The organism is Streptomyces shinuiensis (genome assembly GCF_043660855.1).
Taxonomy (GTDB): Bacteria; Actinomycetota; Actinomycetes; order Streptomycetales; family Streptomycetaceae; genus Streptomyces.
In genome coordinates this window covers 2,239,193-2,264,319 of sequence record NZ_JBIHML010000001.1, presented here as the reverse complement: position 1 = coordinate 2,264,319, position 25,127 = coordinate 2,239,193, and the positions used below count along the sequence as shown (strand labels likewise).

Sequence of the window (25,127 nt, the reverse complement as noted above, 5' to 3'; positions counted from 1 at the left end):
GCCGGCCGGCCGTCAGCCGGACGGGTTCCGGAAGGAGCCCCGGACCGTGTGCTCGCCGTCCGCCGCCGAGGCGGTCGCGGTGTAGCCGTCGCCCGCCGCCTCCCGCGCGCCTCCCGCGTGGTCGTACCGGGCCGCGAAGACGTGCCGTCCGGCGGGGACCGTCCGGCCCTCCCGCAGCACCCAGCGGTAGACCAGCGCACCGGCCGCCTCGCGCGCCGTGACGGCGAAGTCGGCCTCGGGCAGGGACAGCCGGCTCCCGGTGTGCCGTACGGCGCCGTTGTGGACGATCCGCACCTCCAGCACGAGCGAGGTGAGGGGCTCTCGGGCGGTGAGTGTGACGTTGCTCTGCGCCCGGTGGGCGTTGCTGCGGGGGTCGACGGTGCCCTCGGAACGCAGGGGCCCGCTGCTCGGCGCGTCCGGGGCCCGGCCGGCGGGGGAGGGCTCCGCGGCGTCCGGGCCGGGTGCCGCCGGGAGCGGGGCGGTGACCGCCCCCCGCGCCGGGCCGTCCTCGCGCACCAGGGAGGCGAGGGCGTGGGCGCCGGCGAGGAGCGCCGCGGTCGAGGCCACGGCGACAAAGGCGACGCGGGGCCATGGCACACCGCGCGTCCGGAGGCGGGAGCGGCCGGAACCGCCGTCCGGCCCGGCGGAGACGGCCCGGCTCACCCGTGCGTACATACGCGCCCGGTCCGGCCGGTAGGAGCCGGCCTCTTCCCGCAGCAGCTCGTGCAGGGGGTCCATCGATTCAGCGCTCCCTTCCCACCAGTTCGCCGGCGGCCCGTGTGCCCAGCAGCCGGCGCAGCTCCGCCGTGCCCTCGGAGGTCTGGCTCTTGACGGTACCCACTGACACCCCGAGGGCGAGCGCGGTCTCCTTCCACCGCCGCGGCCCTGACCGCCGCCGTGGCCACGGGAGCGGCGGCCGCCGCCGCGGCCTGGCCGTCCGCCGGGGGCGCCAGGGCGGTCTCCTCCACCGCCGAGGTGTCGGGCACCCACGACGGCGGCATGAAGCGCCACCACGGCAGCGGCGGACTGGGCGGCGACGGCCAGGACGAGGGCCAGGACCCGGTCTCCAAGCCGAAGGACGGAGCCGTCCCGAAGGACGTGATCCCCGGCGCCCCCGCCGCCGACGCCGTGCACTGCACGGGCAGCCGCACCCTGCGGAAAGTGTGGTGGGAGGACGCCGGCGGGGATGCCGCCGGCTTCAGGGGCACCTCGCACTCGGTGAAGTACACCGTCACAGGCGGCGGCGACCGCAAGGCCTCGAACAAGGCCTTCCAGGTCAACGGCGTGGGCACGCTGACGCTGCGGAACTTCGACGTGGCCGACGGGGTGATGTGGACACGAAGGTGCGGTGAGATCATGAAATTGGTCGTGCAGGTTCGCTTGACGCCGGATGCCGGATGCCGGATGCCGGATGCCGGATGCCGGATGCCGTGCAGGCATCGGTGCTCGAGCGCACCTCGCACACGGTCAACGAGTGCGCGAACCGGGTCTCGGAAAGCGCCTTCGCGAAGCACCGGCTCAAGGGCTCGGTCAAGGAGCTGCGGTCGCCGGCCTATGTCGTCGGTGCGGCCTCGCCGGGCCGGCCGACCACGTCGCCGGGGTCAACGCGCGTGACCGCGCACGCCCGGCGTGGGTATTCGTGAACATGCCCCGACCCGGCCCCGTGCGGGGGCCGGGCGATGTGCCCCGTGACCGCCCCGTCGTAGGGGGCGGCCGGGAGCATGAGCGGAGCCTCGCAGGGACCCGGCCGGAGAGCCCGGTCCCTTCAGGGGCCGAGTTGTTTACTCCAGGACGTCGATGGAGTAGAGGTTGGTCTCCACACCCGCCGCGGTGATCACCCGCACCTCGACCCGGCCGGGCTCGACGTCCACCGGCACGGGGACGGTCAGCACGGTGTCGGCCGGGTTGGCGAAGCCTCCGGCCACCGGGACCAGCGGTACGTGGACGTGGACGGTGCCGATGCGCACCGTCGTCCGGGCCAGCCGGTCCGGCGCCTCCGCGCCGGGCGGCACGAAGCCCGAGCCGCGGATCTCGATGTCGTCGCCGGTGCGGATGGGCGAGTCCAGGTCGCCCACCTCGCGGGAGCGGACGACGGACAGGATGACGGGCCGGCCGCCCTCGGAGTACTTCCCGGCCAGGTACGTCAGCGCCGAGATCGCCACCAGCAGCGCCAGACCCCACGGCAGATCCGGCAGTTCGCCGGGCCGGCGGGCCAGCCGTACCGCGGCGAAGACCGCCGCCACCGAGCACACCGCCACGTACTGCACGTCCGTGAAGGCGCCGCGCCCGCTGTCGTCGGTGAGCAGGTCGGCGGCGCGCGGCCGGTCGGCGCGCACCTTCTGCAGGCGCTGCGCCCGCACCCGCAGCACGACGGTCCGGCGCACGGTGACGGCGACCGCGCAGCACAGGGCGAGGACGCTCAACAGCCCGGCGCCGCGCTCCAGGTCCAGGCCGGCGAGCAGCCGGGCGGGCGCGTCCGCGCCGGGTGCGAGGGCCAGACCGACGGCGACGACCAGTACGGAGTACGAGGCCAGCAGCACCCAGAGGGCGGCGACCGTGCGCGAGGTGGACAGCCGTCCGTCCTCGCCGGTCACCGGCGCCAGCACCCCGCCGCGCGCCCGGTGCAGCAGCGCGGCGGCGGTCAGCGCGGCCGCGCAGACCAGCGCGGCCACCAGTCCGGCGGTGCGCCCGGTCGTCCAGCCCGGGCCGAGCACCGCCGTGGCGGCCTGGCCGGCCAGCAGCAGTGCGACCGCACCCCAGACGGTGACGGCTGTGTGCCGCCACAGCCCGCCCAGCCGGAAAGCGGCCTCGGCGCGGGTGTGCCCGGCGACGGTGCGGGCCGCCTGGGTCAGTTCGTCGGAGACCCACTGGCGGGACGCGCCGGGCGAGTGGGCGAGGGCGGCGGGCACTCCGCCGCCCGCCGCGAGTTCGTCGCGTCGCCGCCGGAACTCGGCGAGTGCGCGGCGGCGGCCCTCCCGCACCCCGTGCGGGCAGTCCGTGCAGGCGCAGCCGCCGTGCCCGGCCGGCGGAGCGCCGCCCGCCGCGCCGGCGGGCCTCGCCGTCCCTCCCGGTGGCGCGCTCGCCGTACCGCCGCCCCGCGCCGTGTCCACGGCCACTGTCGACCCACCTCTCCCCGGCTCTCCCCGAGCCGCCGACTCTCCGGCAACGGGAGGGAATTGTGCCCTACGGAGAAGGGGGCCGGGGCGGTGTTCCCGGCTGTTCCCCGGCCTGTCCCCGGCCCGTCGGGTCCCCTCTCCCGGGCGCGGAAGCCGGTCCGCGGCGGTGGCGGGGAGGGGGACGCCTTCGGGAGCGCCGTGTGCTCACCACCCGGACGAGTGAGGCGGCCCGGCGGACGGTGTGCCTCCCGGGGGTGACGGAGACCGTTCGGGCAGGGGCCCACCCGGCGGCCGGGCGGGCGCCGCCTCCAGGCCCGGCCCTTCGGGACCGGGCCGGGCCGACTCCTCCTCGGACGGTCCCCCGGCCGGTTCGGCGGGTGCGGTCGGCGGGTGCGGTCGGCGCGGCGGGAGCCGACGAGCGCCCTGGCCGAGGGAGGCGGGAGACCCCCGGATACGCTCGCGTGCCATGGAGGCACTCACCCACTTCTTCGTCGGCCTGCACATCGTCGGCATCGGCGCCCTGCTCGGCGGCTTCATGACCCAGATGAGGGCCATGGGCGCCGGCGAGGCCCGCATCGTCCCGGCGATGCTGCACGGAGCCCTCACCATGCTGGTGACGGGCGTGGCCCTGGTCGGCCTGAACGAGGCGGACGGCCAGACCGTCAACCACATAAAGATCGGTGTGAAGCTCACCCTGCTGGTGGTGATCCTCGGCCTGGTCTACGTCAAACGGGACGACGAGCGGCTGCCCGCGCCGCTGTTCGGCACCATAGGCCTGCTCACCGTCGCCAACATCTTCATCGCCGTCATGTGGACCTAGCCGGCCACACGTACGGCGGGCGGTGGGCGGCGGTGCGACGGCACCGCCGCCCACCGCCCTGTAGGTTCTCAGCACTCTTGTCCGGCCGAGTTCTCGTGGGCTGGGCGTTCGTCATCACTTCTCATCGATTTGTCCGCGCGGTTTTCTCACCGCCGTGTCCGGTCCCTGGCGGTGGTCGGGCCGTTGGGGTGGCCCAAGAGGCGATAGGACAGCCGGCACGAGCACCCCGAACGACGTCACACCAGGACCCTGACCTGCCTTCAGGACGGAGGCCGTTCAGTGTTGAGCCTGTCAGCGGGTACTCGCTCGATGCGGGTCCAGCCACTCCAGCCACGCTCCTTCAGAATCGCCAGCACCAGTTCGGCGCCCGGTGCGGACTCGAGCATGGCTGAGTCCATCAGGGCGACGAACTGATCGTCGAAGCCGTCGGCACCCATCTCGCCGGCCTCCACGGCGCGAATCATCAGGCGCTCCAGGATGTCGGCGACCTCGACGATCCGTGGATCGCCGGCTCGCCAGCCGGGCTCCCCGGTGAAGAAGCTGTAGAGCCTCACCATGTCGGGGTCGTCCAGTTCCTCGTGCTTCTTGGCGATCACGGAGTCGATCAGGTCCGGCACCTGCGCGGCGATCATGGTCCAGGCATCCCGCTCCAGCTCGATGTACCGCTCCCCGACGCCGAGGCCGCGCAGCCGGTCGAGGTAGCCCACGACGCTCTGCGGAAGCGCCAGGTACTCTCCGGCGGCGAGCCGGGCGAGCCGGCTGCGGGTGCCCTGCAGCCGCCGGATCTCGGCGCGCAGACCCTTGTCGATCTCCTGGACACCGCCGGCGAACTCATCCGGGCCGGCGTCGAGGAGTTCCTGCACCCTGGCCAGCGGCACGCCTGCATCGGCCAGGGTGCGGATCCGGATCAGTCGCACGACCGCGGCGGCATCGTAGATCCGGTACCCGGACCGGTCGCGCTCGGGCTCGGGCAGCAGCCCGACCTTGTGGTAATGGCGTACCGCCCGTACCGTCACCCCGGCGTGCGCCGCAAGCTGGCTGATGGTGAGCATGGGTCTCAGACTGCCTCAGGCGATCTTCCGGCGATAGGCGGCCATCGCGAAGACGTACGCCACGACGAGGATGCCGACGCACCAGGCGAGGGCGGTCCAGACGTCGTCGCCGACCGGCCGCTGGGCGAACAGGCCGCGGATCGTGTTGACGATCGACGTCACCGGCTGGTTCTCGGCGAACCAGCGCACCGGGCCGGGCATCGTCTCTGTGGGCACGAACGCCGAGCTGACGAACGGCAGGAAGATGAGTGGGTAGGCGAACGCGCCCGCTCCCTCGACCGACGACGCGGAGAGCCCGGGGATCACGGCGAGCCAGGTCAGGGCCAGGGTGAACAAGAGCAAGATGCCGGCGACCGCGAGCCACGCCGACACTCCTGCCCCCGAGCGGAAGCCCATGAGCAGAGCGACGCCCACGACGAGCACGAGCGCGATCAGGTTGGCGACCAGAGAGGTGACGACATGCGCCCACAGCACACCCGACCGCGCGATCGGCATGGACTGGAATCGCTCGAAGATCCCGCTCTTCACATCGGTGAACAGCCGGTACGCCGTGTAGGAGATGCCCGATGCGATGGTCATGAGCAGGATGCCGGGCAGCATGTAGTTCACGTACGAAACCGACCCGGTATCAATGGCGCCTCCGAACACGTAGACGAACATCAGCATCATGGCGACCGGCGTGATGACGGTCGTGATGATGGTGTCCGTACTGCGTGTGACATGGCGCAGGGTCCGCCCCGTGAGCGCGGCGGTGTCGCTGAAGAAGTACGCGGTCATCCTTTTCCCCCAGTTGTCGTGCCAGTGGCGTCGCTCTTTTCGCCGCCGCCGGTGACCGAAAGGAAGATCTCCTCCAGTGTCGGCTGCTTCTCGACGTACTCGACCTTGGCGGGCGGGAAGAGCTGCTTGAGCTCGGCAAGGGTGCCGTTCACGATGGTCCGGCCCTGGTGGAGGATCGCAATCCGGTCGGCGAGCTGCTCGGCCTCGTCCAGGTACTGCGTGGTGAGCAGCACCGTCGTGCCGTACTCGGCGAGCTCCTTGACGGCATGCCACACCTCGATGCGCGCCTCGGGGTCGAGTCCGGCCGTCGGCTCGTCCAGGAAGATCACGGACGGATTTCCGATGAGGCTCATCGCGATGTCCAGCCGGCGGCGCATCCCACCCGAATACGTGGACACCTTCCGCGGGCCGGCGTCGGTCAGCGAGAAACGCCTCAGCAGGTCATCCGCGATCGCGCCCGGGTCCTTGAGGTGGCGCAGCCTGGCGACGAGTACGAGGTTCTCCCAACCGCTGAGGATCTCGTCGACGGCCGCGAACTGCCCGGTGAGGCTGATGGACTCCCGCACATTCGCCGGTTGCGTGGCGACGTCGAAGCCATGGACGACGGCTGTCCCCGCGTCGGACTTCAGGAGCGTGGCGAGGATCCTCACGGTCGTGGTCTTACCCGCCCCGTTGGACCCGAGCAGGGCGAAGACGTTACCCCGCGCCACCTCGAAGTCCACGCCGCGCAGCACTTCGAGCTTCCCGTACGACTTCTCCAGACCCTGCACGCGAATCGCCGGACCGGCGATTGACTGGGTCACCATGGTCATCTGCCTCCTTCGCGAAGCTTTCCAGTCGGCTGTGAGGAAGCTCCTGCAGGGAGGATGGAGGGTTGACCCAGCGTCAAGGTCAAGCCAGCCCCGACCACGGCATCTCGACCGCCGGCGCTTGTGCGCGCTCGCACTTGGTCCAGCTTTCAGAGTCGGGTCTGTCACGGGCCGGATCGAAGGAGCGGCACCGGCTACAACGAGTGGAGAACCGCGAAACCGCTCTGCCGGACGATCTCCACTCCAGCCTGCCGCCCAGACCAGCACCGAGTACCCGAACAACGTGATGGCAGGACCCTTTACCTGCCACTTCACCGCTCTCGTCCAAAGAACCAAAGACTCATCGAGCTGTGCGGTGTGGGACCGTAAAACGTTCGGCTCTGTCTCACTTCCGGTGGTGACGGAAAGTGACAGTAATGTTGGGCAGGTCGTAGACCAGAATCCGAAGGTCAGCGGACCGTGGCGGTCGTTCTTCGGTACCGGCTGACCGGCCCGGCACCTGTCCGCGAGAGTATGGCGCGACAGGCCCAGTGGTCTCGGTGCGCTGCCATCCGTTCGAACTGTCGAGGTCAGAGCGTCGGCCGCACTCTCTGCAAGCAGCGCCGCTCAACTCTTGCGTTCCGTCACCACCGGAAGTGAGACAGAGCCGAATGTTTGACAGACCCGGACCGCGCCGTCCCATGCGCCCGGGGAGGGCAAGAATGCTGTGAGTGGCCGAGAATCACTCTGCGGAGCGATTCTCGGTGATCTGTCGCAGACGACAGGTTGGCGACAGATCGCCGAGAATCCGACAGATCTAAAGCGGCCCTGCAGCCCACCGCCCGTTTCAGGCCGGCCGGACCGCGCTGTGGAAGGGCATGTGGTCGACGGACTCGTAGCGCACCTCGGCGCCCGGCTTCGGCGCGTGGATCATCTGGCCGCCGCCCGCGTAGATGCCGACATGGCTGATGTCGTCGTAGAAGAAGACCAGGTCGCCCGGCCGCATGTCGGCCCTGGCGATCCTGGTGCCCGTGTCCACCTGGTCGTAGGTGGTGCGCGGCAGTGAGACGCCCGCGCTGAGCCAGGCGGCCTGGGTCAGGCCCGAGCAGTCGTAGGAGTTGGGGCCGGTGGCGCCCCAGACGTACGGCTTGCCGAGCTGGGCCTCGGCGAAGGCGAGCACCTTCTCGGCCTTCGCGGCGTACGAGTCGTCCGCGGTGCCGCCGCCGGTGCCGGTGTCCGTGCCGCCGGTCCCCGTGTCCGTGCCCGCGTCGCCGTCCGCCTCCGTGCCGTCGTCCGCCGGCGCCTCGGCCCGCTCCTCGCGCGCGGCGGCCTCGGCCCGCCTCTCGCGCTCGGCAGCGGCGGCGGCCGCCTTGCGGCGGGCCTCCTCCTGCCGCCTGCGCTCCTGCGCGGCCAGGCGTGCCTTCTCCTCGGCGGTCAGCTCCGACAGCAGCTTCCGGGCCTGCGCCAGCTTGCCCTGGACGGTCTCCTTGCTGTCCGCCAGTTCCTTCTGGGCGTCGGTGAGTTCGGCCAGGCCCGCCGACGCCTCCGACCGCTTCTTCCGCGCGGCGCGCTGCTCGTCCCGGTAGTCGTCGACGGCCTGCCGCTGGCGGTCGGTGATCCGGTCCATCAGGTGCTTGTGGCCGAAGAAGTCCTGGGGGTTGTCGGACAGGAGCAGCACCGCGGTGCCGGACACACCTCCGCTGCGGTACTGCGCGGTGGCGTAGCCGCCCAGCTTGCGGCGCGCGTCGTTGAGCCTGTCCGCGCGCTCGGCGGCCTCGTCGAGGAGCCGGTCGACCTTCTCGCGCTGCTCGTCCGTCCTCTCCTTGGCCGCGTTGTACTTCTGTGTCGCGCTGCCCGCCTCCCGGTACAGCGCGTCCACCCGGTTGCGGACCTCCTCGATCGAGGGCCGGTCGTCCTCGGGCGAGGCCTGGGCCGGGCCCTGGGAGAGGAGGGTCGCGGAGGCGATGGCCGCGGTGGTGAATCCGGCCGCTCCGCGCCGGGAGGCGGGGGACAGCAGAGGGGTACGCGGTCTGCGGTGCGACGCCAAGGCGAGCGCTCCTTCCGTGGAACACCGCCTGCCGGGTTAGCTGACGGGTTCGGGCGTCGGAAGTCCGCCCTACGGGCCCGCAGGCCCGATTCACCCCGTGGGGAGTGGGTCCCCGGCCCCGGCCGCACGGCCGGGCTCGGCGGAGGCCGCCCGTGCCGGCGCTGTCGCCGGCGAGGGGTCCGGGCCGCCTGACGCTGGACCGTAGAGCACCGGCGGGGCTCCTGTGAAGGCTGGTGTTCGGTATATCCCGAAACCGATTCGTTATCGGTCGGTTATCGTCCGTTTCGGGGGTCTCCTGCCGCTACCGGGTCCGTTCGCCCTGGCCGAACCGGCCGTACCGGCCGGTTCGGGAGCGGCGGCGCTCAGTCGCGGGAGCGGCGCCCGGGCCAGCGGTACGGGTGGCGCACGACGATCGTCCCCACCTTGGAGCCGCCGCTGATCCGCAGTACCGGCATGCCGGGCACGGGCGGGTCGGTGGCCCGGTTGCGGACGGAGCCCATTCCGGAGGTGACCCCCTCGGCCCGTACCGTCCAGCCGCGCGGCACGACGACCCTGACCTCACCCATCCCCGCGTCGAGCTCAAGGCCGACCTCGCGGTGGCGGCACTCCGCCCGCGTGAAGTCGATCACGATCCGCCCCAGCGTGGTCCTGGCGGTTACCCGCTCCGGCACCACCCAGTGGCCGTCCTGCCGGATGTCCCCGGCGACCGTCCTGAGAGCCAGCGGCTCCTGAGCGCTCGGGGCCGGGCCCGCCGCGTTCTGACCGGGACCGGGCAGGTCCGCGACCAGTGCCTCCAGATCGCCGTAGGTCTTGGCGGCGAACGCCTTCTCCAGCCGCTCGTCCAGCTCCTCCAGGTCGATGCGGCCGTCACCGGCGGCCTCGCGCAGCCGCTCGGCCACCGCCTCGCGGTCGGTGTGCCCGGCGCGCAGTTCCGAGCCGGGACGGGGGCGGGGCGCGGGGACGTCGGTCATGCCCGCCATCTTAGGAGCGCCGCCCCGGCAGCGGGCACGGCGTCCTAGACTCGACGGCGATGAGCAGCCTCTTCGACGACAGCTTCCTGGCCGACCTCGAGCCCTCCGGGGACGAGGAGCCGCCGCCTCCGCCGGAGGAGGCGTCCGCGCCGCCGCAGGACGGCGTCCCCGACGACCTCTTCGCGGGCGCCTTCGGCGGAGGCGGGGCGCGCGACGCCTACTACGGCAACGGCGCGGCCCGTCCCGTCGTCGATCCGGCCGCCCTGCTGGAGGGGCTCAACGACCAGCAGCGCGCGGCCGTGGTGCACACCGGCTCGCCCCTGCTGATCGTCGCGGGCGCCGGATCCGGCAAGACGCGGGTGCTCACCCACCGCATCGCGCATCTGCTGGGCGCGCGCGGCGTCCACCCCGGGGAGGTCCTCGCGATCACCTTCACCAACAAGGCCGCGGGCGAGATGAAGGAGCGCGTGGCGGAGCTGGTCGGCCCGCGCGCGCAGTCGATGTGGGTCTCCACCTTCCACAGCGCGTGCGTGCGCATCCTGCGGCGCGAGAGCAAGAAGCTCGGTTTCACCTCCAGCTTCTCGATCTACGACGCCGCCGACTCCCGCCGTCTGATGGCGCTGGTCTGCCGGGACCTGGAGCTGGACCCCAAGCGCTTCCCGCCCAAGTCGTTCAGCGCCCAGGTGTCGAACCTGAAGAACGAACTGGTCGACGAGGAGGACTTCGCGGCGAGGGCGAGTGGGGGCGCCTCCCAGGCCGGAGGCTCTGGGGGAGGGTTCGAGAAGACGCTTGCCGAGGCGTACGTGATGTACCAGGCACGGCTGCGCGAGGCCAACGCCCTGGACTTCGACGACATCATCATGACGACGGTCCACCTGCTCCAGGCGTTCCCCGACGTCGCCGAGCACTACCGCCGCCGTTTCCGTCATGTGCTGGTCGACGAGTACCAGGACACCAACCACGCCCAGTACACCCTGATCAGGGAGCTGGTGGGCGTGGACGGCGGCGAGGGGGAAGCGGCCGGCGGCGGGCGCGCCGAGCTGTGCGTGGTCGGCGACGCCGACCAGTCGATCTACGCGTTCCGCGGTGCCACCATCCGCAACATCCTCCAGTTCGAGGAGGACTACCCGGACGCGACCACCATCCTGCTGGAGCAGAACTACCGCTCCACCCAGACCATCCTCTCGGCCGCCAACGCCGTCATCGAGCGGAACGAGAACCGCCGCCCGAAGAACCTGTGGACCGACGCCGGCGCGGGTTCGCGCATCACGGGCTACGTGGCCGACACCGAGCACGACGAGGCGCAGTTCGTCGCCGAGGAGATCGACCGGCTGACGGACGCGGACGAGGCGAAGGCGGGCGACGTCGCCGTCTTCTACCGCACCAACGCCCAGTCCCGTGTCTTCGAGGAGGTCTTCATCCGGGTCGGCCTGCCGTACAAGGTCGTCGGCGGGGTGCGCTTCTACGAGCGCAAGGAGGTCCGCGACGTCCTGGCGTACCTGCGGGTGCTGGCCAACCCCGAGGACGCGGTGCCGCTGCGCCGCATCCTCAACGTCCCCAAGCGCGGCATCGGCGACCGGGCCGAGGCGATGATCGAGGCGCTCGCGCTGCGCGAGAGGATCACCTTCCCGCAGGCGCTGCGCCGGGTCGACGAGGCGTACGGCATGGCGGCCCGCTCGGCCAACGCCGTCAGGCGCTTCAACACGCTGATGGACGACCTGCGGACGGTCGTGGAGTCCGGAGCCGGGCCGGCGACCGTGGTGGAGGCGGTGCTGGAGCGCACCGGGTACCTGGCGGAGCTTCAGGCGTCCACCGATCCGCAGGACGAGACCCGGGTGGAGAACCTCCAGGAACTGGCCGCCGTGGCGCTGGAGTTCGAGCAGGAGCGCGGCGAGAACCCGGGCACGCTCGCGGAGTTCCTGGAACAGGTGGCCCTCGTCGCCGACTCCGACCAGATCCCGGACGAGGACGCCGAGGGCTCGGGCGTGGTGACGCTGATGACGCTGCACACCGCCAAGGGCCTGGAGTTCCCGGTCGTCTTCCTGACCGGGATGGAGGACGGCGTCTTCCCGCACATGCGGACCCTGGGCAAGACCAAGGAACTGGAGGAGGAGCGGCGGCTGGCGTACGTCGGCATCACTCGGGCGCGCGAGCGGCTCTACCTCACGCGCTCGGCGATGCGCAGCGCATGGGGGCAGCCCGCGTACAACCCGCCCTCCCGCTTCCTGGAGGAGATTCCGGAGCAGTACCTGGAGTGGAAGCGCACGGGGCCGATGGCCGCGCCGGGCGGAGGCGCGAGGAGCGGCGGAGGGCTGTCCTCGACGGCCTCCTCCCTGTCGTCGTCGCTGTCGTCGTCGCTGTCGTCGTCGTTCCCGTCGGGCCCGGCGGCGTCGCGGCGTCGCGGCCCGAGCGGCTTCGCCACGGGCCGGGCCAAGGACCGGCCGGTCGTCGCGCTGGAGGCGGGGGACCGGGTGACGCACGACAGCTTCGGGCTGGGCAGGGTCGTGGCCGTCAAGGGCAGCGGGGACAACGCGGAGGCGACGATCGACTTCGGCGGCGACAAGCCGAAGCGGCTGCTGCTGCGGTACGCCCCGGTGGAGAAGCTCTGAGGATGTTCCGAGCCCGTCGGCCGGGGCCTCGTTCTCCGGCCGACGGGCTCACGGTTCTGGGTTTTCCGCCCCGGCCGACGGTGCGTCGGCCGGGGCGGGCGGGATCAGGCGGGGCCGGGGACGGGGTCAGGTGGGATCAAGGCCCTGGGCGCGGAACCAGGGCAGCGGGTCGATGGCCGCGCCGCCGGCCGGCCGCACCTCGAAGTGCAGGTGGGGGCCGGTGGAGTTCCCGGAGTTGCCGGAGTAGGCGATGGTGTCGCCGGCCTTGACGTAGCCGGAGCGGATCCGGGTGCTGCTCAGGTGGCAGTACCAGGTCTCGGTCCCGTCGGGCGCGGTCACTATCGCCATGTTGCCGTAGGCGCTGTTCCACTGGGTCCTGACCGTGCCGTCGGTGGCGGCCATGACCGGGGTGCCGTAGGCGACGGGGAAGTCCAGGCCCGTGTGGAGCGACATCCAGTTGATGCCGGCCTGCCCGTAGTAAGCGCTGAGCCCCTGCTGGGCCACCGGGAGCGCGAACTTGGGGCGCATCGCCTCCTTGCGCGCCGCCTCGGCCTCCTTGCGCTTGCGCTCGGCCTCCTGGCGTTCCTTGAGGTCGATGCGCTCCTGGGTGCGGCTGGCGCGGTCGGCGAAGCCCTCGGCCTCCTGGGAGAGCCCGGCGAGCTGGGTGTCGAGCTTGCTGTTGGCCGCTTTGGACTTGACCGCGGAGGCGGCGTCGGGGGCGGCCTGGGCGGTGGTGTCCTCGGCCTCGTCGCCGACGCCGCTGACGGAGGCGGCGGCCACGGCGGTCACGCCCATGACGCAGACGGACGGCACGGCGACGGTCAGCAGCGCCGAGCGCTTCGGCCGCGCGGAGCGGCGGCGGCGCGAACCCGCCGGACGTGCCGGTGGCCCGGACCTCCGCGGCTCCTCCTCGTACTCCTCCGGCCGGGCCGGCGGGCCGGGGATGTCGAGGGGGCCGGAGGCGCCGGGCCGCTCGGTGGAGTCGGCGGACTCGGCCGGTCCGTGGGCGGGTTCGGGTTCGGGCGCGGGGAAGGCGCCGGTTCCGTCCGTGTCGGCGGAGGAGTGGGCGCCGTACCCGCCGTACTCGGCGTAGTCGGTGTGTTCGGGGTATTCGCCGTACTCGCCGCAGACCTGTCCGTCGCCGGCCTCGGGCTCCACCGCGGGGTAGGAGCCGGGGTCGTCCCAGGAGGCGGCCGGGTAGCCGTCGTACACGGCGTGCCGGCCGGTGTCCCCGGTCCAGGAGGCTTCGGGGGAGACCGCCGGGCCGGTGTGGACGCCCGTGCCGTAGCCGTTCTCCGTCCAGCCGTGGTCGCCGCCGTCCGGGGACTCGGCGGGCTGCGCCGGTGCGTGCGTCCAGGAGCCGGCGGGGTAGCCGTCGTACACGGCGTGCCGGCCGGTGTCCCCGGTCCAGCCGTCGCCCGAGGGGAACCGCTGGTCGGCCGGGGTCCGGGAGGTGTCGCCCGGCATCGCCCCGAAGAGGGGGTCGCCGTCGCCGTACGCGGTGCCGAGGGCGTCGGAGGTGCCGGTGACGTAGCCGTACGGGGTGTCCTGCGAGCCCTGGTAGCCGTAGGCGGACTGGTCGTACGGGGAGCCGTAGGGGCCGTACGAGGAGTCGGCGGGGGGATCGGCGGGGGTCGAGACTCCCGACAGGTGACGGTCGTTCACCACCAACTTCTCTTTCGCCTCGACGACAGGGGCGGAGCAGTGCGGCGACTGTACCCGGCGGTATGCGACGGCGACAATCTTCGGCAGGTTTCGGGCGGCCGGGAAACGGGCATTCGGTCGCCTTTCGGTGGGCTACGGATCAGTACTTGGCCGCGCGTTCGAAATCAGTTCGAATGAAACGAGTGCGGGAAGGTGTCGATTCGGTGTCGGAGCCCCGGTAATTCCCGTGCGGGGACACGGAGATGCGGGTGTGCGGGAGAAAAGGCGGGAGGGCGTCCCGGGAAGCGGCGGTGGGCAGGGCCGGCCGAGGCTGCTCAGGCGGCCCCGGCGGATCCCCGTTCCGCCCGCCCTGCCCGCCCCTTCCGGTGCGGCGTCCCCGCGGCCAGTTCCCGCCGGACCCCGGCGGCGACCTCCCAGTGCGCGGGAAGTGTCAGATGTCCCAGGCCGCTCACGCGCACACTGCGGGAATCCAGGTCGGGATGGTCGAGCCGAGCGGTCTCCACGGGGACCATGAGCTGGTCCAGATCGCTCCAGAAGGCCACGAAGCGGGTGCGGCAGCCCGGCGCGGGACCGGCCAGTTCCTCGATCACACCGGAGTCCGGCCGGAGCTGGCGCACGATCGGGTGGGCCGACATCAGCGGCGCCACCCGGGTGCCGGAGTGCGGGGTGCCGAGGGTCACCAGGGTGCGGACGCGGGCGTCGCCGCCCATCCGCTGGACGTAGTGGCGGGCGATCAGGCCGCCCAGGCTGTGTCCGACCACGTCGATGCGGCGGCGGCCGGTGCTCTCGCAGACCTCCCCGACGTACTCCGCCAGGCGCTCCGCGGCGCAGCGGACGTCGCAGGTGAGGGGGGAGTAGTTGAAGGCGCGGATGTCACGCCAGCCGTTGCGCACCAGTGAGCGGCGCAGCAGGGTGAACACCGAGCGGTTGTCGATGAAGCCGTGCAGCAGCAGAACGGGAGGGCAGTTCTCCCCCTCACGGCTTCCCGTGTCGCCGGCGCACTCCTTTTCCCGCCTGTCCCCGGGCGGGAATCCCGGGCGCACCCGCTCGTCCTCCTCGCCCGCGCCCGCCGGCGGAGCCGGCGCGCACCGTTCCTGTGCCATGCCCGCGGGGTAGAGCAGGGTGCGACTCGCCAGGGAGGCGGCCTCCAGCGCGGCGGCCCGCAGCTCACGCGGGGCGAAGGGGATCAGGGACAGCGGCAGGGCACCGAGGAAGGAGCCGGACGGGAAGGGCAGCGCCCTGTTGACCCTCATGCCGTCGACCTCCTCCCCGGTGGCACGCGCCGGGCATATATGGTCGTATTCCCCCTGAGAGGGGGGCTGATGCAGGACGGACGCGGATCGCGGGATCTCGGGGCCGCGGATCGCCCGGGAGCTCACCGCGGGCTCCTGCGGGGGAACCGGCCGTGACGGCCGGTGTCCCGTGTGATTTCCCCCTCCCTCCTTACCGCGGAACTGCCGGGTGGGGGATGCTGGCGATAACGTTCGTTCACCGGGTAACCGTCCACTGACAGATGGTCGGGCGGACCAGCCGGGCCGCAGTCGTTATGGGAGGCAGTGATGGGTGTGTCGGGTCCGATCCGCGTGGTGGTCGCCAAGCCGGGTCTCGACGGCCACGACCGCGGCGCCAAGGTGATCGCACGGGCGCTGCGCGATGCCGGTATGGAGGTCATCTACACCGGCCTGCACCAGACGCCCGAGCAGATCGTGGACACCGCGATCCAGGAGGACGCCGACGCGATCGGCCTGTCCATCCTCTCCGGCGCCCACAACACGCTCTTCGCCAAGGTCCTGGAGCTGCTGCGGGAGCGTGACGCGGCGGACATCAAGGTCTTCGGCGGCGGCATCATCCCCGAGGGGGACATCCCCCCGCTCAAGGAGCAGGGGGTCGCCGAGATCTTCACCCCCGGTGCGCCCACCGGCGAGGTGGTGGAGTGGGTGCGCTCCCACGTGCGTTCCGTGGCGGCCTGACCCAGGTCGGAGCACGCGCCGCGTGCGGGCCGGGCGCGGGGCTGTCCTCCCGGGGGCGCGGCGGAGCGGGTGCGCCTCATGCGTGTTCCGCGGCGGCCCGCCCCTGCGCGGGGCCGCCGTCTCCCGGCGGCTCGAGTTCCGCGAGCATCGTGGCGCGGAGGCGGAGCGTGGCCACCAGCCGCTGGAACGCCTCCGCCCAGTAGCCGCCCGCGCCCGGTGAGCCGTCCTCGGGCTCGTCCGGGACCGCGGCCAGCGGGGCGAGGCGGTCGGCCTCGCCCGGGTCCAGGCAGCGTTCGGCCAGGCCCAGCACCCCGCTGAAGCTCCAGGGATAACTGCCCGCGTCCCGGGCGATCTCCAGCGCGTCCACCACGGCCCGCCCCAGCGGCCCGGCCCAGGGGACCGCGCAGACACCCAGCACCCGGAACGCCTCGGACAGGCCGTGGGCGGCTATGAACTCCGCCGCCCACCGCGCCCGCTCCCGGGCCGGCAGCAGCGCCAGCAGTTTCGCCGGGTCGCCCGGGGCCGCCGCCATCGGGGCGGACGGCCTCCGCAGCAGCGCCCGCGCCCACGCGGTGTCCCGCAGGCGCACGGCGGCCCGCGCCCAGGCGGCGTGCAGGTCCGCCTCCCAGTCGTCGGCGACCGGCAGTGCCGTGATCTGGGCGGGCGTACGGCCGCCCAGATGCTCCGGCCAGGTGCCGAGCGGCGCGGCCTCCACCACCTGGACCAGCCACCACGACCGCTCGCCGTGGCCCGGGGGCGCCCCGGGCACCACACCGTCGCGCCGCATGCCCGGGTCGCACTCGTACGGCGCCTCGACCACCAGCCGGTCCGGCCGGCCGGTGCGGTCCAGCGCGACGCAGGAGCGGGCCCGGGCCGCCATCCGTGCCGCGAGCGCGGAGGAGGGCAGCGCCGACAGCAGCTCGGCGGCGGTGGCCCGGACGTTGCGGCTGCGGTCGGCCAGCGCACGCTCCAGGAACTCCTCGTCCGCCGGCGACAGGCCCTCGCGCAGCGAGTCCAGGAACATCAGCCGGTCCTCGGCCCGCTCCGCGGCCCAGGTGCCGGCCAGCAGCTCGCGGGCCGCCGCCGGATCGCGGCGCCGCAGGGACAGCAGCAGCGCCGACCGTTCGGCGAACAGGCCCTCCTCCCACAGCCGCCGTACGGCGCCGCCGTCCGCGGTGCCCGCTCCCTCCGCGGGCGGGCCGGGGCCGCGCCCGGAGCGGCCGCGCAGCGCGAACCGCCAGTCCGGGTTGAGCCGCGCCAGCCACAGGGCCCGCGGTCCGCCCAGGGCGAGTGCGCCCGCGCGCAGATCCGTGCGCGCGCGGGCCGCGTCCAGCAGGGCGGGAAGCTGCTCGGCCGGGGCGCGGTAGCCGTGGGCACCCGCGGCGGCCAGCCACTGCGGCAGCAGTTCGGCGAGGTCGGGCGCGGTGCCCCGGCGCCCGCCGCCCGCGCCGGGACGGTCGGCGAGCAGCAGGGACAGCCGCCGGGCGGCGGCCGGCGGCAGCGGCGGACGCGGGTCCCGCGGCGCCGGCTCCGGCCGGGGTGCGGCGGCGGCGGGCCGCAGCCCGGCCCGCCGCCGCACCGTCTCCACCGCGGCGGCGTCCAGCAGCGCCTCGACCGAGCCGCCGGGCGGGCGGCGCCGCTCCGCGCCCAGCAGTGCGGCGCCGACCAGCTCGCCCCAGCTCACCGCGCACCGCCCGGCGTTTCCGTCGGGGTGAGCGGCACGGCCGCCCCCGCCCCCGCCTCCGAGTTCGGCCAGACGGTGTACGGGGTGAAGCCCCGGTGGCCGCACTCGCCGAACACCGTGACCGGCTCGCCGCCCGAGACGGCGGCGAGCCGCCACATCCGGGAGCGCACCCCCGCCGTCCCCGCCACCGGCAGCGCGGAGCCGCCCTCGTCGGCCAGCTGCCACCCCTCCCCGACCGGCACGGGCACCACGCCGGCCAGGACCACCGGCCAGCCCTCCAGCCAGGGGTCGCCGCACAGCGCGGCGCCGTAGGAGGCCAGCGCGTCGTGCACGCCGGCCCCCGGCGGCCGCCCGCCCGGCCCGGGCTCCGCGTGCCGCTCGCCGAGAGCGGCACGCAGCGCCGGGGCGCCGGGGTAGTAGGCGAGCCCGGCGTCCACCGAGGTCCCCACCGGGAGCGGCGGCTCCGGCAGCCGGCCGGCGGCGAACGACAGCACCAGCGCCGTGCGCCCGGTCCGCCGTCCGTACAGCCAGACACGGCGCGCCCTCACCCTCCCCTCCTCGGTGTCGTGCCGGCCCAGCACCAGCCAGTGGTCGCGCACCACCGCGTCGCGGTCGGCCAGCACCTCGGCCGCCCGGGTGGTGATCCCCACCCGGGACCGCACGGTCGCGGCCAGCGGCTCCGGCAGCCCGCCGATGTTCAGGAACCCCTGGCCCAGCAGGTGCAGCAGGGCGCACTCCTCCAGCAGCCGGGACGGCCAGCCGGGGCCGGAGCCGGGGACGGACCCAAGCTCCCGCACCCGGGCGGCCAGCCCCGGCGCCTGTGCGTCCACCATGCGGGCGGCCGTCTCCTCCCAGACGCCGCGGCCCGCCTTCCCCGACGGCCGCTCCATGTCCGCCAGGCCGCCGCGCAGCAGGTCCGCCAGCCGGTGCTCCAGCTCTGTGGCGCCCGCCGAGATCCGCTCGGCCCGCCGCTCGGCCCGCCGCTCGGCGCTCCGCCGGCCGGTCCCCGCTCCCGCGGGAGCGGCGTCAGGCGCCGGCTCCGCGGGCCGCCGCGATCCCCCTGTGCTCATGTGCCCCTCGCCCTCCCCGTACGGACGCGTGATTGTCGTCGCCACCGATGCCGCAGTTCTCACCGACCGGAAACACGGGCTCGCTCTCTGTGCGGTGAACCATGCGGACGACCGTACGAGCCGCCACTGACAATCCGTCTCCGGCCGCCCCGGCCGCTGTCCGGCCGTTTCCGGACGGCGTCCGGGCAGGCCGGGGAGGGCGCGTCGCGGAACAGCCGCGGGGATTGTCAGTGGCCCCGTGCATCGTGGGACCGACACGCGAAAGCCGCATGCGAGGGGGAAACGTGACCGCCACCAGCGCACCGGCCGCTCTGCGGCCCCACGCCGAGGACGCCTTCGCCGAGGAGCTGAGCGCCCTGGCCGCGGCGGACGACCGGCCGCGGCCGGAGCGGTGGAGGCTGTCACCGTGGGCCGTCGCCACCTACCTGCTCGGCGGCACCCTGCCGGACGGCACGGTCATCAGCCCCAAGTACGTCGGCCCGCGCCGGATCGTGGAGGTGGCCGTGGCCACGCTGGCCACCGACCGGGCCCTGCTGCTGCTCGGGGTGCCCGGCACCGCCAAGACCTGGGTGTCGGAGCATCTGGCGGCGGCCGTCAGCGGCGACTCCACGCTGCTGGTCCAGGGCACGGCGGGCACCGCCGAGGAGGCGGTCCGCTACGGCTGGAACTACGCGCGGCTGCTGGCGGAGGGGCCCAGCCGCGGGGCCCTGGTGCCCAGCCCCGTCATGCGGGCCATGTCCGGCGGCGCGGTCGCGCGGGTCGAGGAGCTGACCCGCATCCCGGCCGATGTGCAGGACACCCTGATCACGATCCTGTCGGAGAAGACGCTGCCGGTACCGGAACTGGGCGAGGAGGTCCAGGCCGTGCGCGGCTTCAACCTGATCGCCACGGCCAACGACCGCGACAGGGGCGTCAACGAGCTGTCCAGCGCGCTGCGCCGCCGTTTCAACACCGTCGTCCTGCCGCTGCCCGGGACACCCGAGGAGGAGGTGGACATCGTGGCCCGGCGGGTGGAGCAGATCGGCCGCTCCCTGGACCTGCCGGCCGTCCCCGACGGCGCCGACGAGATCCGGCGGGTGGTCACCGTCTTCCGCGAGCTGCGCGACGGCGTCACCCTCGACGGCCGCACCAGGGTCAAGTCGCCCTCGGGCACCCTGTCGACCGCCGAGGCCATCTCGGTGGTCACCGGAGGACTGGCCCTGGCCGCCCACTTCGGCGACGGGCTGCTGCGCGCGGACGACGTGGCCGCCGGCATCCTCGGCGCGGTCGTCCGCGACCCGGCCGCCGACCGGGTGGTGTGGCAGGAGTACCTGGAGGCGGTCGTCCGGGAGCGGGAGGGCTGGAAGGACTTCTACCGGGCCTGCCGCGAGGCCGGCGCATGAGCGTGCACGGCGCGGCGGCGGCTGTCACCGCCGCGGGTGCCGCGCCGCCGCCGGGGCCGCTGCTGCTGGGCGTGCGCCACCACGGTCCCGGCTCGGCACGGGCCGTCCTCGCGGCGCTTGAGGCCCACGGACCGTCGGTGCTGCTGGTGGAGGGGCCGCCGGAGGCCGGCGCGGTGGTGGGGCTCGCGGCGCACGAGGAGATGCGCCCGCCGGTAGCGCTGCTGGCACACGCGGCGGACGACCCGGGCCGCGCCGCGTTCTGGCCGCTGGCCGGATTCTCCCCGGAGTGGGTCGCCGTGCGCTGGGCGCTGGAGCACGGGGTGCCGGTGCGTTTCTTCGACCTGCCCGCGGCCCACACGCTGGCCCCGGGGGGCGGGGGCGGAGAGGAGAACGAGGAGGGGCGGGCCGGGGAACCGCGCCCGGACCCGCTGCGGGTGCTCGCCGAGACGGCGGGTCACGACGACCCCGAGCGCTGGTGGGAGGACGTCGTCGAGCACCGCGGCGTACCGCCGGCCCGTACCGCCGGGGGCCGCCCCGCCGGCCCGTACGCGCCCTTCACCGCCCTCGCCGACGCCATGACCGCTCTGCGCGACGCGTACGAGGGCGCCTCGGGCACCCCCTCCGGCGGCGCGGGCCACCGGCGCGACGCGGTGCGCGAGGCCCATATGAGGCTGCGGCTGCGGGAGGCGTGCGGGGAGTTCGGCGACGACCGGGTCGCCGTGGTCTGCGGCGCCTGGCATGTCCCGGCCCTCACCGTGAGGACGACCGCCGCCGCCGACCGGCGGCTCCTCAGGGGCCTGCCTAAGGTGAGGACGGAGATCACCTGGGTGCCGTGGACCAACGAGCGGCTGGCACGGCGCAGCGGCTACGGCGCGGGGATCACCTCGCCCGGCTGGTACGGCCATCTGTTCGCCGCGCCCGACCGGCCCCTCGAGCGGTGGATGGCCGAGGCCGCCCGGCTGCTGCGCGAGGAGAGCCGTGCCGGGGCTCCGGCGTCCCCGGCGCACGTCATCGAGGCGGTACGGCTCGCCGACGCCCTGGCGGCTCTGCGCGGGCGCCCGCTGCCGGGGCTCGCCGAGACGCTCGACGCGGTGCGGGCCGTGCTGTGCGAGGGCTCGGACCTGCCGCTCGCCCTCGTCCACGACCGGCTGGTCGTCGGGGACGTCCTCGGCACGGTGCCGCCGGACGCCCCCGCCGTTCCGCTCCAGCGCGACCTCGCCCGCCTGCAGAGGTCGCTGCGCCTCGGGCCCGAGGCGCGCGAGCGCGAACTCGACCTCGATCTGCGGGAGGAGAACGCCGCGGCGCGCAGCAGGCTGCTGCACCGGCTGCGGCTGCTCGGCGTCGACTGGGGCGAGCCGGTGCGCGGCCGTTCCGGCGGCACGGGCACCTTCCGCGAGGCCTGGCGGCTGCGCTGGCGGCCGGAGCTGTCGGTGCGGATCGCCGAGGCCGGGGTGTGGGGCACCACCGTGGCGGCCGCGGCCGGCGCCAGGGCCGAGGCGCTGGCCCGCGAAGCGGTCTCGCTGGCCGATACCACCGAACTGGCCGAACGCTGCCTGCTCGCCGGGCTCGGCGAGGCCCTGCCCGCGGTGATGCGCGCCCTCGCCGACCGCGCCGCCCTCGACGCCGACGTCGGCCACCTGGCCCAGGCCCTGCCCGCGCTGGTGCGCTCCGTGCGCTACGGCGACGTGCGAGGCACGGACGCCGCCGCGCTGCGCGAGGTCGCCGAGGGGATCGCCGAGCGGGTGTGCGTCGGGCTGCCGCCCGCCTGCGCCGGCCTCGGCGCCGCCGGCGCGGCCGGGATGCGCGGCCATGTGGACGCCGTCCACCGGGCGGTCGTCCTGCTGGCGAGGGAGGACCTGCTCACACGCTGGCGGTCGGTGCTGCGCTCCCTCGCCGGACGCGACCGCGCCCCCGGGGTCCCGGGGCTGCTCCGGGGCCGCTGCGTCCGGCTGCTGCTGGACGACGGGCGGCTCTCCGGGGACGAGGCGGCCCGGCTGATGGGCCTGGCGCTCTCCCCGGGCGCCCCGCCGGTGGACGCGGCGGGGTGGATCGAGGGGTTCCTGGCGGACGGCGGGACGCTGCTCGTCCACGACGAGCGGCTGCTGGCCCTGGTGGACGGCTGGCTCGCGGGGATACCGGAGGAGGCGTTCACCGGCGTACTGCCGCTGCTGCGGCGGACGTTCGCCGCGTACGAGCCGGGGGTGCGGCGCACCGTCGGCGAACTGGTCCGGCGCGGTACGCGGGTGCCGGGCGGCGCGGCGGCGGCATGGGAGGCCGTCCCCGGCTTCGGGGAGGAGCCGGATCCGGAGCGGGCCTGCGCCGTACTGCCCACCCTGCGGCTGCTGCTGGGAGAGCGCACGGAGGGCGCCGGGCGGGGCGGCGCGGAGGGAGAGGAGGTGACCGGGCGGTGAACGAACCGACCACGGCCGCGGGCACGGCCGGGGCGGCCGGCGGCACGGGCGGGCGGGACACCGGCGAGCGGCTGCGGCGCTGGCGGCTGGTCCTGGGCGGCGGGGAGGACGCCGACGGCACCGGACGCGCCCTGACCGGCCGGGACGCGGCCATGGACCGCACTCTCGCAGCCCTCTACGGGGACGAGGAGGGCGCCGGTGCCCGGCCGGGGCCGCGGTCCGCCGGGCTGGGCGCCTCGGCGCCGGGCGTGGCCCGCTGGCTGGGCGACGTGCGCGACTGCTTCCCGGCCTCCGTCGTCCAGGTGATGCAGCGGGACGCCATCGGCCGGCTCGGCCTGTCGGCCCTGCTGGCGGAACCGGAGATGCTGGAGGCCGTCGAGGCGGACGTCCACCTCGCCGGCACCCTGCTCTCCCTGGGCAAGGCGATGCCCGAGGCGAGCCGGGAGGCCGCCCGCGCGGTCGTGCGCAAGGTCGTCGGGGAGCTGGAGCGCCGGCTCGCGGCCCGCACCAGAGCGACGCTGACGGGCGCCCTGGACCGGTCGGCGAAGGTACGCCGCCCCCGCCACCGGGACATCGACTGGAACCGCACCATCCGGGCCAACCTGGGGAACTACCTGCCCGAGCACCGCACGGTCGTGCCCGAACGGCTCGTCGGCCACGGCCGCGCCTCCCGGGCGGTGCGGAAGGACATCGTCCTGTGCGTCGACCAGTCCGGCTCGATGGCCGCCTCGGTCGTCTACGCCTCCGTCTTCGGGGCCGTGCTCGCCTCGATGCGGTCGGTCTCCACCCGGCTGGTCGTCTTCGACACCTCCGTCGTGGACCTCACCGACCTGCTCGACGATCCCGTCGACGTGCTGTTCGGGACCAGACTCGGCGGCGGCACCGACATCAACCGCGCGCTCGCCTACTGCCAGTCGCGCATCACCCGGCCCGCCGAGACCGTCCTCGTACTCGTCAGCGACCTCCACGAGGGCGGCATACGCGGCGGGATGCTCAAGCGAGTCGCCGCGATGAGGAGCGCGGGCGTGCGGTTCGTGACACTCCTGGCCCTCTCGGACGAGGGCGCCCCCGCCTACGACCGGGAGCACGCCGCGGCGCTGGCCGCACTCGGCGCGCCCGCCTTCGCCTGCACCCCCGACCACTTCCCGGAGGTGATGGCGGCCGCGATCGAGAAGCGCCCCCTGCCGGTCCCCGGGGAGTGAACCGCGGGCGGGGACCCGCCCCCGGCGCCCTGACCGTGGACGAGGCCGGCGGTGTGCCGGACGGCAGGGCCGCCGGCCCGGAAATCCGGGAACCGGAGCGGACACCGGCCCGGAGCCCGGCCCGGGAACCCGTCCGGACGGCTCCGGCGGCCGGCCGGGTCCCGCCCCGCCGAGGCGTCTCCTGCCCAAGTCGGGAGGGCGGTGTCTGTGACGGTTGTCACCGCACGGGTGTGAGCTGCGATTTATGCCGGGCACACCGACAGGACTAACCTGCAAGGCGGACATGCCGCGCGCTCGCAGACGCCGCGGCCACGCGGCACGCCCACGCTGACAACGAACCGCGACACCACAACTAGGGACGGACGCGCGTGGACCTGTTCGAGTACCAGGCGAGGGATCTCTTCGCCAAGCATGACGTACCGGTGCTGGCCGGTGAAGTCATCGACACGCCCGAGGCGGCGCGCGAGGTGACCGAGCGACTCGGCGGTCGCGCGGTCGTCAAGGCGCAGGTCAAGACCGGTGGCCGGGGCAAGGCCGGCGGTGTGAAGCTGGCCTCCGACCCGGACGACGCCGTCGAGAAGGCCCGCCAGATCCTGGGCATGGACATCAAGGGCCACACCGTCCACAAGGTGATGCTGGCCCAGACCGCGGACATCGCGGAGGAGTACTACGTCTCCTTCCTGCTGGACCGCGCCAACCGCACCTTCCTCGCGATGGCGTCCGTCGAGGGCGGCATGGACATCGAGGAGGTCGCGGCCACCAAGCCCGAGGCCCTGGCCAGGATCCCGGTGGACGCCGTCGAGGGCGTCACCGGGGCCAAGGCCCGCGAGATCGTCGAGGCCGCGGAGTTCCCGGCCGAGGTCGCCGACGGAATCGTCGACGCCGTGCAGAAGCTGTGGACCGTCTTCGTCAAGGAGGACGCCCTCCTCGTCGAGGTGAACCCGCTGGTCAAGACCGGCGACGGCCGGATCATCGCGCTGGACGGCAAGGTGTCCCTGGACGCCAACGCCGAGTTCCGCCAGCCGGACCACGCCGCCCTGGAGGACAAGGCCGCGGCCAACCCGCTGGAGGCCGCCGCCAAGGCCAAGGGCCTGAACTACGTCAAGCTCGACGGCCAGGTCGGCATCATCGGCAACGGCGCGGGCCTGGTCATGAGCACCCTGGACGTCGTGGCCTACGCCGGTGAGGACCACGGCGGCGTCAAGCCCGCCAACTTCCTCGACATCGGCGGCGGCGCCTCCGCCGAGGTCATGGCCAACGGCCTGGAGATCATCCTCGGCGACCCGGACGTCAAGTCCGTCTTCGTCAACGTCTTCGGCGGCATCACCGCCTGCGACGCCGTCGCCAACGGCATCGTGCAGGCCCTGGAGCTGCTGAAGTCCAAGGGCGAGGACGTCACCAAGCCGCTGGTGGTGCGCCTGGACGGCAACAACGCGGAGCTGGGCCGCAAGATCCTTGACGACGCCAACCACCCGCTGGTGCAGCAGGTGGACACCATGGACGGCGCGGCCGAGCGTGCCGCCGAGCTGGCCGCGAAGTAACGAAGGACGAGGACACCGACAA

General features: G+C 74.0%; 19 protein-coding genes, 2 pseudogenes and 1 riboswitch. Of the genes and pseudogenes, 9 read left to right on the top strand and 12 right to left on the bottom strand.

The features are described from left to right. Window positions 1-12: 12 nt before the first annotated feature. Together ACGRHY_RS09995 and ACGRHY_RS09990 are read right to left on the bottom strand one after the other, a co-directional pair. Window positions 13-738 (bottom strand): hypothetical protein, encoded by a 726-nt coding sequence (locus tag ACGRHY_RS09995; RefSeq protein ID WP_394635039.1) that lies wholly within the window; start codon window positions 736-738, stop codon window positions 13-15. 4 nt (window positions 739-742) lie between these two features. Next, a pseudogene (locus ACGRHY_RS09990) lies at window positions 743-871 on the bottom strand (SigE family RNA polymerase sigma factor); the annotation flags it as partial. A gap of 26 nt (window positions 872-897) precedes the next feature. Between ACGRHY_RS09990 and ACGRHY_RS09985 the strand changes: the two are divergent. Beyond that, a pseudogene (locus ACGRHY_RS09985) lies at window positions 898-1,350 on the top strand (pectate lyase); the annotation flags it as partial. Between the two features lie 68 nt (window positions 1,351-1,418). Beyond that, window positions 1,419-1,643, top strand: coding sequence for a hypothetical protein (locus ACGRHY_RS09980; protein WP_394638212.1), 225 nt, complete (start codon window positions 1,419-1,421; stop codon window positions 1,641-1,643). A gap of 138 nt (window positions 1,644-1,781) precedes the next feature. Here the strand turns inward: ACGRHY_RS09980 and ACGRHY_RS09975 are convergent, their stop codons facing one another. Continuing rightward, a complete protein-coding gene (locus ACGRHY_RS09975; protein WP_394635038.1) occupies window positions 1,782-3,116 on the bottom strand; it encodes a hypothetical protein in 1,335 nt (444 codons plus the stop codon). Window positions 3,117-3,582: 466 nt separating this feature from the next. On the opposite strand from ACGRHY_RS09975, the gene ACGRHY_RS09970 reads away from it, so the two are divergent. Beyond that, window positions 3,583-3,936, top strand: a complete 354-nt coding sequence (locus ACGRHY_RS09970; RefSeq protein ID WP_394635037.1) for a hypothetical protein — start codon at window positions 3,583-3,585, stop codon at window positions 3,934-3,936. A gap of 260 nt (window positions 3,937-4,196) precedes the next feature. On the opposite strand, the gene ACGRHY_RS09965 is transcribed toward ACGRHY_RS09970, so the two are convergent. The 5 genes from ACGRHY_RS09965 to ACGRHY_RS09945 form a co-directional block, all read right to left on the bottom strand. Continuing rightward, a complete protein-coding gene (locus ACGRHY_RS09965) occupies window positions 4,197-4,988 on the bottom strand; it encodes a MerR family transcriptional regulator (protein ID WP_394635036.1) in 792 nt (263 codons plus the stop codon). A gap of 15 nt (window positions 4,989-5,003) precedes the next feature. Beyond that, the gene (locus ACGRHY_RS09960) at window positions 5,004-5,765 is read right to left on the bottom strand and encodes an ABC transporter permease (RefSeq protein WP_394635035.1); all 762 of its coding nucleotides are present in this window, start codon (window positions 5,763-5,765) and stop codon (window positions 5,004-5,006) included. Then, window positions 5,762-6,571, bottom strand: a complete 810-nt coding sequence (locus ACGRHY_RS09955; RefSeq protein ID WP_394635034.1) for an ABC transporter ATP-binding protein — start codon at window positions 6,569-6,571, stop codon at window positions 5,762-5,764. Before ACGRHY_RS09955 ends, ACGRHY_RS09960 begins: the two co-directional genes overlap by 4 nt. Window positions 6,572-7,400: 829 nt before the next feature. After that, complete coding sequence (locus ACGRHY_RS09950) at window positions 7,401-8,600, bottom strand: C40 family peptidase (RefSeq protein ID WP_394635033.1); 1,200 nt, start codon at window positions 8,598-8,600, stop codon at window positions 7,401-7,403. A gap of 10 nt (window positions 8,601-8,610) precedes the next feature. Beyond that, window positions 8,611-8,752, bottom strand: a riboswitch (cyclic di-AMP (ydaO/yuaA leader). Between the two features lie 210 nt (window positions 8,753-8,962). Beyond that, the gene (locus tag ACGRHY_RS09945) at window positions 8,963-9,571 is read right to left on the bottom strand and encodes a DUF1707 SHOCT-like domain-containing protein (RefSeq protein WP_394635032.1); all 609 of its coding nucleotides are present in this window, start codon (window positions 9,569-9,571) and stop codon (window positions 8,963-8,965) included. Window positions 9,572-9,630: 59 nt separating this feature from the next. Between ACGRHY_RS09945 and pcrA the strand changes: the two genes are divergently transcribed. Beyond that, window positions 9,631-12,180, top strand: a complete 2,550-nt coding sequence (gene pcrA, locus ACGRHY_RS09940) for a DNA helicase PcrA (RefSeq protein WP_394635031.1) — start codon at window positions 9,631-9,633, stop codon at window positions 12,178-12,180. 126 nt (window positions 12,181-12,306) lie between these two features. Here pcrA and ACGRHY_RS09935 read toward each other — a convergent pair whose 3' ends face one another. Further along, window positions 12,307-13,845, bottom strand: coding sequence for a peptidoglycan DD-metalloendopeptidase family protein (locus tag ACGRHY_RS09935; protein WP_394635030.1), 1,539 nt, complete (start codon window positions 13,843-13,845; stop codon window positions 12,307-12,309). A 314-nt stretch (window positions 13,846-14,159) separates the two neighbouring features. Next, window positions 14,160-15,098, bottom strand: a complete 939-nt coding sequence (locus ACGRHY_RS09930) for an alpha/beta hydrolase (RefSeq protein WP_394635029.1) — start codon at window positions 15,096-15,098, stop codon at window positions 14,160-14,162. 306 nt (window positions 15,099-15,404) lie between these two features. On the opposite strand from ACGRHY_RS09930, the gene icmB reads away from it, so the two are divergent. After that, window positions 15,405-15,815, top strand: a complete 411-nt coding sequence (gene icmB / locus ACGRHY_RS09925) for a coenzyme B12-dependent isobutyryl CoA mutase small subunit (RefSeq protein ID WP_206349228.1) — start codon at window positions 15,405-15,407, stop codon at window positions 15,813-15,815. Between the two features lie 76 nt (window positions 15,816-15,891). Here icmB and ACGRHY_RS09920 read toward each other — a convergent pair whose 3' ends face one another. Together ACGRHY_RS09920 and ACGRHY_RS09915 are read right to left on the bottom strand one after the other, a co-directional pair. Next, on the bottom strand, window positions 15,892-17,499 hold the full coding sequence (locus ACGRHY_RS09920) for a DUF5691 domain-containing protein (protein ID WP_394635028.1): 1,608 nt from the start codon (window positions 17,497-17,499) through the stop codon (window positions 15,892-15,894). After that, on the bottom strand, window positions 17,496-18,569 hold the full coding sequence (locus tag ACGRHY_RS09915; protein WP_491630959.1) for an SWIM zinc finger family protein: 1,074 nt from the start codon (window positions 18,567-18,569) through the stop codon (window positions 17,496-17,498). The genes ACGRHY_RS09920 and ACGRHY_RS09915 overlap by 4 nt, the downstream gene beginning before the upstream one ends. A gap of 269 nt (window positions 18,570-18,838) precedes the next feature. On the opposite strand from ACGRHY_RS09915, the gene ACGRHY_RS09910 reads away from it, so the two are divergent. From ACGRHY_RS09910 to sucC, 4 genes are all read left to right on the top strand, one after another. Continuing rightward, window positions 18,839-19,951, top strand: a complete 1,113-nt coding sequence (locus ACGRHY_RS09910; protein ID WP_394635026.1) for an ATP-binding protein — start codon at window positions 18,839-18,841, stop codon at window positions 19,949-19,951. Further along, window positions 19,948-22,362: a DUF5682 family protein gene (locus ACGRHY_RS09905; protein ID WP_394635025.1), complete on the top strand. Its 2,415-nt coding sequence runs from the start codon at window positions 19,948-19,950 to the stop codon at window positions 22,360-22,362. Before ACGRHY_RS09910 ends, ACGRHY_RS09905 begins: the two co-directional genes overlap by 4 nt. A 71-nt stretch (window positions 22,363-22,433) precedes the next feature. After that, window positions 22,434-23,564, top strand: coding sequence for a VWA domain-containing protein (locus ACGRHY_RS09900; RefSeq protein WP_394637984.1), 1,131 nt, complete (start codon window positions 22,434-22,436; stop codon window positions 23,562-23,564). A gap of 368 nt (window positions 23,565-23,932) precedes the next feature. Further along, the gene (gene sucC, locus ACGRHY_RS09895) at window positions 23,933-25,105 is read left to right on the top strand and encodes an ADP-forming succinate--CoA ligase subunit beta (RefSeq protein ID WP_394635024.1); all 1,173 of its coding nucleotides are present in this window, start codon (window positions 23,933-23,935) and stop codon (window positions 25,103-25,105) included. The last annotated feature ends 22 nt before the right edge of the window (window positions 25,106-25,127 follow it).